11 protein-coding genes are annotated in these 11,772 nt (G+C 64.0%); 7 read left to right on the top strand and 4 right to left on the bottom strand.

Annotation, left to right across the window (positions count from 1 at the left end):
• Positions 1 to 63 precede the first annotated feature (63 nt).
• The 5 genes from AC1DVS_RS25300 (at position 64) to AC1DVS_RS25280 (ending at position 4,312) form a co-directional block, all read left to right on the top strand.
• A complete protein-coding gene (locus AC1DVS_RS25300; protein WP_478027262.1) occupies positions 64 to 642 on the top strand; it encodes a TetR/AcrR family transcriptional regulator in 579 nt (192 codons plus the stop codon).
• Positions 643 to 971: 329 nt separating this feature from the next.
• The gene (locus tag AC1DVS_RS25295) at positions 972 to 1,406 is read left to right on the top strand and encodes a MaoC family dehydratase (protein WP_478027268.1); all 435 of its coding nucleotides are present in this window, start codon (positions 972 to 974) and stop codon (positions 1,404 to 1,406) included.
• A gap of 223 nt (positions 1,407 to 1,629) precedes the next feature.
• Positions 1,630 to 2,808 (top strand): acetyl-CoA C-acyltransferase, encoded by a 1,179-nt coding sequence (locus AC1DVS_RS25290; RefSeq protein WP_478027261.1) that lies wholly within the window; start codon positions 1,630 to 1,632, stop codon positions 2,806 to 2,808.
• Between the two features lie 359 nt (positions 2,809 to 3,167).
• Complete coding sequence (locus AC1DVS_RS25285) at positions 3,168 to 4,124, top strand: glucokinase (RefSeq protein ID WP_478027260.1); 957 nt, start codon at positions 3,168 to 3,170, stop codon at positions 4,122 to 4,124.
• 44 nt (positions 4,125 to 4,168) lie between these two features.
• Positions 4,169 to 4,312 carry a hypothetical protein gene (locus tag AC1DVS_RS25280; protein WP_478027259.1) on the top strand — a complete coding sequence of 48 codons (144 nt, stop codon included), beginning with the start codon at positions 4,169 to 4,171 and terminating at the stop codon, positions 4,310 to 4,312.
• A 67-nt stretch (positions 4,313 to 4,379) separates the two neighbouring features.
• Here AC1DVS_RS25280 and AC1DVS_RS25275 read toward each other — a convergent pair whose 3' ends face one another.
• Positions 4,380 to 5,612 (bottom strand): polyhydroxyalkanoate depolymerase, encoded by a 1,233-nt coding sequence (locus AC1DVS_RS25275; RefSeq protein WP_478027258.1) that lies wholly within the window; start codon positions 5,610 to 5,612, stop codon positions 4,380 to 4,382.
• 118 nt (positions 5,613 to 5,730) lie between these two features.
• Here AC1DVS_RS25275 and AC1DVS_RS25270 point away from each other — a divergent pair, with 118 nt between their 5' ends.
• Both AC1DVS_RS25270 and AC1DVS_RS25265 read left to right on the top strand, forming a co-directional pair.
• Positions 5,731 to 7,518, top strand: coding sequence for an ABC transporter transmembrane domain-containing protein (locus tag AC1DVS_RS25270; protein WP_478027257.1), 1,788 nt, complete (start codon positions 5,731 to 5,733; stop codon positions 7,516 to 7,518).
• Positions 7,519 to 7,633: 115 nt separating this feature from the next.
• Complete coding sequence (locus tag AC1DVS_RS25265; RefSeq protein WP_478027256.1) at positions 7,634 to 8,797, top strand: saccharopine dehydrogenase family protein; 1,164 nt, start codon at positions 7,634 to 7,636, stop codon at positions 8,795 to 8,797.
• A 20-nt stretch (positions 8,798 to 8,817) separates the two neighbouring features.
• Here AC1DVS_RS25265 and AC1DVS_RS25260 read toward each other — a convergent pair whose 3' ends face one another.
• From AC1DVS_RS25260 to rnr, 3 genes are read right to left on the bottom strand one after another with little or no spacing between them, the layout of a single operon-like run.
• Positions 8,818 to 9,123, bottom strand: coding sequence for a hypothetical protein (locus tag AC1DVS_RS25260; protein ID WP_478027255.1), 306 nt, complete (start codon positions 9,121 to 9,123; stop codon positions 8,818 to 8,820).
• A gap of 39 nt (positions 9,124 to 9,162) precedes the next feature.
• Positions 9,163 to 9,477, bottom strand: coding sequence for a hypothetical protein (locus AC1DVS_RS25255; protein WP_478027254.1), 315 nt, complete (start codon positions 9,475 to 9,477; stop codon positions 9,163 to 9,165).
• Positions 9,474 to 11,690 carry a ribonuclease R gene (gene rnr / locus AC1DVS_RS25250; RefSeq protein ID WP_478027253.1) on the bottom strand — a complete coding sequence of 739 codons (2,217 nt, stop codon included), beginning with the start codon at positions 11,688 to 11,690 and terminating at the stop codon, positions 9,474 to 9,476. The genes AC1DVS_RS25255 and rnr overlap by 4 nt, the downstream gene beginning before the upstream one ends.
• Between the last annotated feature and the right edge of the window lie 82 nt (positions 11,691 to 11,772).

Genomic DNA, 11,772 nt, shown 5'->3' with positions numbered 1-11,772 from the left:
CGTGGCACAAAATGTGTCAACAACTATTTGACACATTTTGTGCCACGCTACAAAGGAGCCGACATGACGCAGGAACAACGATCGACATCGGCCAACCGTAGCAASATCGACTCGGCTTTGCTGGCGGTGATGGCGAACGGCGAACATCTGAACCACGACAATGTCGCGGCAAAGGCCGGGGTATCGCGTCGCACCGTCTATCGCCATTTTCCGGACCAGAGCGCGCTTCGCACCGGCCTGTGGAAGCTGCTCACCCCGGGGCGCGGCATGCCGAAATCTCTCGAAGAACTGCTCGAAGGCATGGCCACGACCTTTGCCGGCTTCGACGCCCGGGCCGACGAGATGACGGTCGCCATGGCAAGTCCGGAAGGGCGGGCAATGCGCAACCTGCTGACCCCGGAGCGCGTCGCCGCGTACCGGGCGGCTTTCGCTGAGGCGACTGCGAGCTTGCCGGAGCCGGATCGGACCTGGGCAATAGCCGCAATGCAGCTGATGGCGAGCGGCTTCGCCTGGCGCGAAATGCGCGACCAATGGGGCATGGACGCAGCCGCAATCACCACCGCCACCCGCTGGGCGATCAAGGCGATGCTCGCCGACCTGAAGCAGCGTGCGGGGAAGCCGCTTGTACAAGGGGTGGCATGATCTCGTAGCGGCGAGGAGCTCACCGGGCATGATCGCTCCGTCCGACGAAGCGACCCTCTCTCTTTCGCGTCAGCTGTCCCAACTGAGAGGTGACGAACCGCGACTCGAGGCTGTAAGATACGCGCGCATAAACAGTTTAGAAGGTCGGGTTCGGAAGAACAGGAGCGCACAATGATGGATTTGCGGGCCGTGGACGCTACGTCACCGGTCATCTTCCGGTTTACGGTCGGCTGAGGCTTGCCCATCGCGCGCGCCAGTGCCATTTGCGCAGCGCAACGTGATGAAACCGGCGCAAGGGGAATGATGTGACGACGATCACCGTTCAGGAAATGGCGGGCCGCATCGGCACCGAGACCGTCTCCGACTGGATCGAGGTGAGCCAGGAGATGATCGACAAGTTCGCCGACGCGACCGGCGACCATCAGTTCATCCATGTGAATCCGGAAATGGCGAAGCTGACGCCGTTCGGCGGCACGATCGCCCATGGTTTCCTGACTCTGTCGCTGATGCCGGTGCTCGCCTCAAAAGTGCCCGATGCGCCGCAGATCCAGGGCGTTAAAATGGGCGTCAATTATGGAGGCAACAAGGTTCGTTTCCTCCAGCCGGTTCGCTCCGGCAAGCGCGTGCGCGGTCGTTTCAAGCTGATCGAATTCGCCGAGAAGCGTCCGGGCCAGTGGCAGCAGACCAACGAGTTTACCGTCGAGATCGAAGGCGAGGAAAAGCCGGCGATGATCGCCGAATGGATCAGCCAGATTTTCGTTTGATTACCCGAAAGCCCCTCCCCTTCAGGGGAGGGGTTGGGGTGGGGCCTGACCTGCGTAATCCGCGCGACGACGGCCCCACCCGAGTCCCCCACCAGTGAGGGGAGTTATGGGGTCAATCATGCCCCCGGCATGATTGAGAAATGCCTGGGAGGCATTTCGGCCCCATAGCTCCCCTCACTCCCCTCCCCTGAAGGGGAGGGGCTTAAGAAGAAGGACCCCTCCCATGCGTTCCGCCGTCATCGTTTCCACCGCCCGCACCCCGATCGGCCGCGCTTATCGGGGTGCGTTCAACAATCTGCCCTCGCCTACCCTTGCGAGCCATTCGATCAGGGCCGCGGTCGAGCGCGCCGGGATCGATCCGGCCGAAGTCGATGACGTGGTGTTCGGCTGTGCGCTTCAGCAGGGCCATCAGGCCGGCAATATCGCGCGCACATCGCTGTTGCGCGCCGGTCTGCCGGTGAGTGTCGCCGGCCAGTCGATCGACCGGCAATGCTCGTCGGGCCTGATGGCGATCGCCACCGCTGCAAAGCAGATCATCACGGACAATATGGACGTCACGATCGGCGGCGGCGTCGAGAGCATCAGCCTGGTGCAGACGCCGAAGATGAATGTCGCGCCCGATCCCGAGCTGATCGCGATGCACAAGGACATCTATATGCCGATGCTCGGCACCGCCGAGGTCGTTGCCAAGCGCTACAATATCAGCCGCGACGCAATGGACGAATATGCCCTCCAGTCGCAGCAGCGCACCGCCGCGGCCCAGGCCGCGGGCTATTATGACAAGGAGATCGTGCCGGTCACCGCGACCATGGCGATCGTCAACAAGGAGACCAAGGAGGTCACCTATAAGGAGGTGACGCTCGCCAAGGACGAGGGCAACCGCGCCGACACCACGCTGGAAGGTCTCAAGTCGCTTCAGCCGGTGATGGGCCCCGGCATGACAATCACCGCCGGCAATGCCAGCCAGCTCTCGGATGGATCTTCCTCGAGCGTGCTGATGGAGGAGAAGCTCGCCGAGAAGCGCGGCCTGCAGCCGCTTGGCCGCTATGTCGGTATGGCGGTGGGTGGCACCGAGCCCGACGAGATGGGCATCGGCCCGGTCGTGGCGATTCCCAAGCTGCTCCAGCGCTTCAACCTGAAGATGGACGATATCGGCCTGTGGGAGCTGAACGAAGCCTTTGCGGTGCAGGTGCTCTATTGCCGCGACAAGCTCGGCATCCCCAACGAGCTGCTCAACGTCTCGGGCGGCGCGATCTCGATCGGCCATCCTTACGGCATGACCGGCGCACGCGCGACCGGCCATGCGCTGATCGAGGGCAAGCGTCGCGGTGCGAAATATGTGGTTGTCACGATGTGCATCGGCGGCGGCCAGGGTGCGGCCGGGCTGTTCGAGGTCCTGTGACCCTATAGTGACGGGTATTTGTGCCGGGTGAGAGCCCGCGATGCTGGGGGAGTTTTTCGGCATCGCGCACCCGGCACACCCGCGAGCCGATGCGGCTATTCGCCTATCTGCCTGGCCCCGTTACTCGTAGCCCCTCTTTTTACCTGTAAGAATTTGGACAACCCGTCCTTTTCCATTTCTGATTTAACCGCATGTACGGGGCTGAATTTTCGGTGGAAGGTCGTTCGATCGCAATATTTGCCAAGCCCCTGAAAACTTGCGGCAGGGGCGATGCCATTAGCTTCTAGGTAATGGTTAAAGCATATGATAGCGGTCACGGGATCGACCCGCCATTATCCGCGGGTGCGAGAGGGGATCGAATGAAAAGTGACGAGGTTGGACTGGTAGCCGATATTGGCCGCCAATCAGTGCGTTTCGCAGTAACGGGCGGGCCGGGCGGCATTACGCCACGTGACGTCCGGAGTTATCACACCGCCGAGCACGCGACCTTCACGAGCGCGTTGCTCGCTTATCTCGACGAGGTCGGGCTTCGCGACGCGACGATCGCAAGCGTGCTCGCGGTCGCGGGCGCGGCGCGGGGCGACCTGATCAACCTCACGGGCAGCCGCTGGTACATCTCACTCTCCGGCGTCGAAGCGGTGCTCCGCATCCGGCCGCGCGCGCTCAATGAATGCGCGGCGACAGCACTGGCACTGACGACGCTTCAGCAAAGCGCCTTCACCCCGGTTGGAGCGATTCCGACCAAGCTCGTTCAGCCGGGCGGCAATTATGTCATTGTCAGCGTCGGCACCGGCCTCGGTGTCGCCGCCTTGATCACGACACCCGACGGACGGCTTGTGCCGGTACAAACCGAAGCGGGCCATATGAGTTTCTCGCCGAGCAATGCCGAGGAGGAAAAATTCGCGGCCTTTGTTCGCGCCAAGGGCGCCGCGAGCGCAGAAACCATGCTCAGCGCGGCGGGCCTGGTTGCAGCCTATGGCGCGCTCGCTGAAGGCGGAAAGACGGTCGCCACCCCTGAAGAAGTGACTCGCGCTTCCGGCAGAGATGCCACCGCAACCGCGGCTGTGCGCATGTTTGCCGGCTATCTCGGCGCGTTCATCGGCGATCTGGTGCTCACTTTCGGCGCATGGGAAGGCGTCTACCTGACTGGTCCGATCACGCGCGCACTGCAGGTGCAATTGAGCGACGCCAGGTTCCGCCACCGCCTCGAGGCGAAGGACGCATTCCGGCGGCAGCTTGGCGACGTGCCGGTTTCGATCGTCAACCGCTCGGATCTCGAATTGGTCGGAGCGGCTGCGGCACTCCATCAGCTATAGATCGGATCGGGCTCGCCCGATCAGTAATATCGCCCGGGGCCGTCATGATCACCGTCATGATGGTGTCCGTGGCGCGGTCGGTCGCTATCATGCCCGGGACGATCATATCGGCATCCGGAAACAGCAAGGCCGGCAAGCATCAGGGCAGCGACGAGCGTGAACTTGCGCATCTTTCTTCTCCAGAATGATGGCAAACAAACGGTCGCTTTGCCTCAGGCGTTCCTTCGCGGCCGATACAGTCCGATTTGACGGCGATCAGGCGTTCGTCGCCATCCACTCTTCGAGCACGGGCGCAATGGTGTTGCGCCATTTGCTGCCGTTGAAGATCCCGTAATGGCCGGCGCCCTTGGCCATGAGATATTTCTTCTTGGCTGCCGGCAGTGCGGTCGCGATCTTCAACGCTGCCTTGGTCTGACCGAGGCCCGAGATATCGTCACGCTCGCCCTCGATCGCGAGGATCGCGATGTCAGTGATGGCGGCCGGATCGACGGGCCGGCCGCGATGCGTCATCGTTCCCATCGGCAGCGCATGCGACTGGAACACAATGTCGATCGTCTGGAGGTAGAATTCAGCGGTCATGTCGCAGACCGAGCGATATTCCTCGTAGAAATCCTTGGTCAAATTGGCGCTGTCGTCATCGCCCTGCACCAGGTGTTTGAACATCTCGTAGTGCGACATCATGTGGCTGCCGAGGTTCATCGTCATGAAACCGCTCAGCTGCAGGAAGCCGGGATAGACCTTGCGGCCGGCACCCGGATAGGTGGCCGGGATGGTCGCGATGACATTCTGCGCGAACCAGCTGTGCGGCCGTTCAGTTGCCAGCGTGTTGACCGCAGTCGGCGCCTCACGCGTGTCGATCGGCCCGCCCATCATCGTAAGCGTCTTCGGCCGGCAGGGGTTCTTGTCGGCGCTCATCAGGCAGGCGGCGGCGTAGCAGGGCACTGACGGCTGGCAGACCGCCAGCATATGTGCGCCGCCCTCGCCTTCATTGGCGCCGATCGCCTCCATGAACTCGATGACATAATCGATATAATCGTCGAGATCGAAGCTGCCATCGGTGAGCGGCACCAGTTTCGCGTCGCGCCAGTCAGTGATGTATACGTCGGCGACCGGGAGCATCCGCTCGACCGTACCGCGCAACAGAGTCGCATAATGGCCCGACATCGGCGCCACGATCAGCAGCTTCGGCCCGCCAGTCACGCCCTTGCGGACGAAATGCTTGAGCTGGCCGAAGGGTTTACGCAGCGCGATCTCTTCCACGATTTCGACCTGCTTGCCGTCGATAACCGTGTGATCCAGCCCGAAATCGGGCTTGCCCCGCGGCGCCGCCGCATGGGCGAAGACTTCGAGCGCTGAACTGACGATCGACCCGCCACCGAAATAGGCGAAGGGATTGGCCGGGTTCTGGAGCATCCCCGCTCCGAAATTTGCCATGGCGCTGGCGCCGGCCAGCATCGATCTCTGCAACTCATAGGCGTCGTACAGCATTGAATACCCAATATCGGAAAACACATTTGACAACGCAAGGCATAGGGGTCGGTTGCAGCATAAGCAATCAAACCTGTGCCCCGTTGAGGGACGCTCTCCATACTGCTAGGCGCTGCGCATGGCAGAGCTCGACCCAGCGTCACCCGTCGCCCCGGCATCCAGGCGGAATCTCGGCCACTTGAAGATGGTGTGGGGGCACGCCTCCCGCTATCCCCGCCAGATCGCCACGGCGCTGGCCGCTTTGTTCGTCACTTCGGCCGCTACGATCGCGATTCCTTACGGCTTCAAGCGGGTGATCGACCGCGGATTCGGCCCCGGCGCGAATGGGTCGGTCGCTTCGTCCTTCCACTATCTGCTGATGATCGTGGTCGTCCTCGCGTTCGCGACGGCTGTGCGCTTCTATTATGTGTCCTGGCTCGGCGAGCGAGTCGTTGCCGATATCCGCGGGACGGTGCAGCGCCATCTGCTCACGCTCGCGCCGCGTTTCTTCGAAGAGAATCGCCCGTCGGAAATCGCCTCGCGACTGACCTCCGACACGTCGCTGATCGAACAGGTGGTCGGCACCACCGTTTCGGTCGCGTTGCGCAACAGCTTCACCGGCATCGGCGGCCTGATCTACCTTTTCACCATCTCGCCCAAGCTCGCCGGCATGCTGGTGCTCGGCATTCCGATCATCATCATGCCGATGGTCATCCTCGGCCGCCGGGTCCGCAATTTCTCGCGCACCTCGCAGGACCGGATCGCCGATGTCGGATCGATCGCGACCGAGACGCTGGGTGCGATGAAGATCGTGCAGGCATTCGGCCAGGAAGAGCGCGAGGCAGCCCGCTTCAGCGCGGCAGTCGATGCGACCTTCGCAGCGGCAAAAAGGCGGGTCGCGCTCCGCGCCTTCATGACCGCGATGGTCATCGGGCTGATCTTCGGATCCATCACGCTGGTGTTGTGGGAAGGTGCGATCGACGTCGCCGCCGGCCGGCTCAGTGGCGGGGCGATCGCTGCGTTCGTGCTGACCGGCGGGCTGGTTGCGGGCGCGTTCGGCAGCCTGACCGAGGTCTATGGCGATCTGCTGCGCGGTGCCGGCGCGGCGGGACGGTTGTCGGAACTGCTCGCGGAGGTCTCCGACATTCGCGCCCCGGCGAACCCGGTGGCCCTGCCCGTTCCGGCGCGCGGCGCGATCGAGTTCGATCATGTGACTTTCCGCTACCCGACTCGGCCAGAGGTCTCGGCGCTCGAGGATTTCTCGCTGGCGGTACGCCCCGGCGAGACGGTTGCGGTGGTTGGGCCGTCGGGCGCCGGCAAGACCACGTTGTTCCAGCTGATCCAGCGCTTCTACGATCCCGATAGCGGCCGGATGCTGCTCGACGGGGTGCCGTTGCCCGAGGCCGATCCGCACGAGATCCGCCGCCACATCGCAATGGTGCCGCAGGAGACGGTGATCTTCGGCGCCTCGGCCCGCGACAATCTGCGCTACGGCAAATGGGAAGCGAGCGACGACGAGCTCTGGGCCGCCGCCGAAGCCGCCAATGCCGCTGAGTTCCTGCGCAAGCTGCCGCAGGGCCTGGACACGTTCATGGGCGAAGGCGGCGCGCGCCTGTCGGGCGGCCAGAAGCAGCGCATGGCGATCGCCCGTGCGCTGTTGCGCGATTCGCCGATCCTGCTGCTTGACGAGGCGACCAGCGCGCTCGATGCCGAAAGCGAGCGGCTGGTGCAGGAAGCGCTCGATCGGCTGATGGAGAACCGCACGACGCTGGTCATCGCGCACCGCCTTGCAACGGTTCGTGCAGCTGAGAGAATCATCGTGATGAGCGAAGGCCGGATCGTCGAGAGCGGTACGCATGCCAGCCTGATCGGCCAGAGCGGCCTTTATGCGCGACTGGCGAGCCTGCAGTTCAGCGAGGCGGCCTGACTTTTCGTCAGCCTTAACTTGTTTCGGGGTCCAAGCGCGGCCATCATCATCCCGAGCGCGGCCACTGATCGCGCATGGATGCTGAAACTCGTTCGGCATGACAGAGGATTGGATCATGCGCGACTTCGACATCATCGTGTACGGCGCGACTGGCTTCACCGGTCGCCTGGTCGCTGAATATCTGATCCAGGCCTATCCCGGCGCAGACGCGCCGCGCTGGGCGATGGCGGGCCGTTCGCTCACCAAGCTGCAGGAAGTCCGCGACGAGATCGGCGCGCCCGCCGACACCGTGCTGCTCGTCGCCAACTCCGACGACCCCGCCACGCTGAAGGCGCTGTGCGAGCGCACCGAGGTGCTGATCACCACAGTCGGCCCCTATCAGCTTTACGGTAGCGATCTCGTTGCCGCCTGTGCCGAGACCGGCACCGCCTATGTCGATCTGTGCGGCGAGCCCGCCTGGATGCGCCACATGATCGACGCCCATCACGAAACGGCGAAGCGCACCGCAGCGCGGATCGTCTTCTCCTGCGGCTTCGATTCGATCCCCTTCGATCTTGGTGTGCTCGCGCTGCAGGATTGTGCCAAAGCGAAATTCGGCAAGCCGGTCCCGCGGGTGAAATGCCGGGTGCGCAAGATGCAGGGCGGCTTTTCGGGCGGCACCGCGGCGAGCCTCAAGGCGACCTTGGCGGCCGCCGCGCGCGATCCGTCGATCCTCGGCCTGCTCACCAATCCTTTCTCGCTGACCCCGGGCTTTCACGGCCCGAGCCAGCCGCTCGGCCTGCTCCCCGAATATGACCGGACGATCGAGGCCTGGGTGGCGCCCTTCATCATGGCGCCGATCAACACCAAGAATGTCCATCGCACCAATTTCCTGCTCGGCGAGGCTTACGGTGCCGACTTCGTCTATGACGAGATGATGGTCGCCGGGCTCGGCGATATCGGCAAGGCAGCGGCCGAAGCCATCGCCAAGATCAATCCGCTCTCGAGCGACAAAGGCCCCAAACCCGGCGAAGGCCCCTCGAAAGAGGACCGCGACAATGGCTATTACGACATCCTCTTCATCGGCGAGACGTTGGACGGAAAGCGCATCGATGCGGTCGTAACCGGCGACCGTGACCCCGGTTATGGATCGACCAGCAAGATGATCGCCGAAACCGCGCTGTGCCTCGTGCAGGACGTGAAGGGCGATGGCGGCATCTGGACGCCCGGCGCGCTGATGGGCGAAACGCTGATCAAGCGGCTTCAGGCCAAGGCCGGGCTGACGTTCCGGGTGGGGTAAATCCTTCCCGGGAGAGACAATTACCCGAGCAATCCGATCCCCACGCCCGCCGCCAGCGCCGTCGCCAGGCCGGCGAGTACCATGCCCATGCGCTTACGCCGGCTCCGCTGGTACGCGTCGAACTTCGGCACATCGAGATACCAGGTCCCGTTGGCCGCGGCCACAATCACCTCCTGGTCGCACAGCCGATCGAAGAAACGCTTCTCCATCCGCCGCTCGGGGGAGAAGCTCACCGCCTTTTCGGGCGAGACCGCGTTCCGCGACATGAAATGCGAGACCACGCGGCGTCTCGCCCGTGCCATTGCCGCCGCTACTGCTCCACCCATGCCGTGTCTCCCTGTCCTGGCAGCGATCATGCCACGAGATCAGAGGCGATAGAAGAGCATCGCAATGCCGGCAATCGCAAGGGAAAGCGGAAGCGAGATCGTCACGGCGCGGCGCCTGATCGCCTCGGCATCCCGGTGATAGGCGAGCAGATCGAAATAGAAGCTTCCCCGGCCAATTTCGTGCAGCGAGCCACGCCGCCGAAAGCGATCGAACCACCAGCGCTCGATCCGCGTCTTCGGCGTGTAGGGGATCGCATCTTCCGCCGACAGCGCGTGCCGCGCGAGAAAATACCTGGCGACCGGCCCGCGCACGCGCCTGGCCGCAGCTGGAAGATAATTGCCGGACTGGCTCAACGCTTCCTGCCCTGGTGTCGGATGTTCGCCGGCCGGCCGCGCCGCTTGATGACGCGCGCCGGCCGAATATCGCGATCGGGCCGCGCCGCCTTGCCGTCGACCATCTCGAAGCGCAGCGCGCCCGATACCGGATTGGCCTCGGCCAGCCGCAACTGCAGCTTCTGTCCACTCGAGAAAACCGTACCGCTGTCTTCGCCGACCAGCCGGCGGCCAACCTCGTCGAACTTGAAATATTCGCCGCCGATATCGCGCACCGGCATCAGCCCGTCGCCGCCGATTCCCTCCACGGTTGCGAAAAAGCCGAAGTTCGTCACCCCGGTGATCCGCGCATCGACGATCTGCCCGACCCGCTCGGCAAGGAAAGCAGCGACATAGCGGTCGATCGTGTCGCGCTCAGCCTCCATCGCGCGGCGCTCGAGCATCGAGATGCTCTCGCCGATCTTCTCCATCGACGCCGCTTCGCCGTCGGTGAGCCCACCCGGGCCAAGCTGGTAGGCGCTGACCAGCGAGCGGTGGACGATGAGATCAGCGTAGCGCCGGATCGGCGAGGTGAAATGCCCATAGCTTCCCAGCGCGAGCCCGAAATGGCCGTGGTTTTCAGGGGCATAATAGGCCTGTGTCTGGGTTCGCAGCACCTGCTCCATGATCTGCGGACGGAAATCCACGTCGCCGACCTTGTCGAGGATATGGTTGAAGGTCCGCGGCTGCACGACCTGGCCGAGCGCGAATTCGACGCCGAAGGTCTTGAGGTAATCCTTCAGCGCAACCAGCTTTTCGCGGCTCGGCGGCTCATGGACGCGGTACATCACGGGGGCCTTCTTCGCCTCCAGCGCCTTGGCCGCCGCGACATTGGCGGCAATCATATAGTCCTCGATCAGTTTGTGCGCATCAAGCCGCTCGCGCGGCGCCACCGAGAGGATCCGGCCCTTCTCATCGAGTACGACGCGGCGTTCGGGTAAGTCGAGATCGAGAGGGCCGCGCTTCTCCCGGGCTTTGTAGAGCGCACGCCAGCACGCCCAGAGCGGTCTCAGTGCGACATCCGTCAGCGGATGCTCGATGTCGCCGTCAATTGCCGCTTGCGCATCTTCGTACGCGATGTTCGCCGCGATCCGCACTACGGCGCGCGTAAAGCGCCAGCCTTTCAGCTCCCCGCTCTTCGATATCTGCAGATGGCAGGCAAGCGCCGCGCGATCGACGCCCTGCTTCAGCGAGCACATATCCGCCGACAGTTCCTCGGGCAGCATCGGCACGACACGATCGGGGAAATAGACGCTGTTACCGCGCCGCCGCGCATCCTTGTCGAGTGCGGAGCCGGGGCGGACATAGAAGCTGACATCCGCGATCGCGACGATCGCCTTCCAGCCGCCCACATTCGCCGGATCGTCGTCGGGCGCCGCCCAGACCGCGTCGTCATGGTCGCGCGCATCGGCGGGGTCGATCGCGACGATCGGCAAATCGCGCAGATCCTCGCGACCTTCGCCCAGCGGCGTCTTCGCCATCCGCACCGCTTCCTCGAGCGTTTCGGGCGCAAACACATCCGGAATGCCCAGCTTGTGGATCGCGATCAGCGAGAAGCTGCGCGGCGCGAACGGGTCGCCGAGCCGCTCGGTCACCCGCACCGTGATGCGTGGCGGGCGGCCGGCCTTTTCAGCGAGCACGAGATCGCCCGGCCCGGCATCGCCGGCATCCGACACCATGAAGTCGCGCCGCTCCTTCTTCTCGACGCCCTGGAGCCAGAGCTTGCCACCCTCCTGATGAAGCACGCCGAGCACCAGTTCCTCGCCGCGCGCGAGTTGCTTCATCGGGTGGGCGATCCAGCCATTGCCCGCCTCCTCGGTCCGCGCCAGTACCCGGTCACCCACGCCCAGCGCGCCGCGCTTGCGCTCGCGCACCCGGAGGCGTGGGGCAGGCGAGTCCGCTTCCCACCGCTCGGGCACCGCCCAGACCGTGCCGTCATCACCGACATCGGCGACGCGCAGCACCGTGACCTTGGGCAGCCCGCCCATCAGGTGAAAGGCGCGGCCGGGCGCGCTGTCGATCAGCCCCTCATCGGCCATGTCCTTGAGCAGTGCCTTGAGCGCGATCTTCTCCTGCGCGGTCAGGCCGAAAGCGCGCGCGATCTCACGCTTGCCCGCCGGTGTGTCCGACGAGGTGATGAAATCGACGATCTGCTGGCGGGTCGGAAGGCCGGGCGGGTTTTTGGATTTAGCCATCGACTGGAGATAGGGCGTAACATTGCCCCCGTCACCTGCGTGCGGACACGCGAGCCTTCCGAAAAAAGACCCGTCACCCGGG

This window comes from Sphingomonas sp. P3_C5 (genome assembly GCF_056402635.1).
Note: the sequence above shows the minus strand (reverse complement) of the source record. Positions and strands in the feature narration are given on the sequence as shown.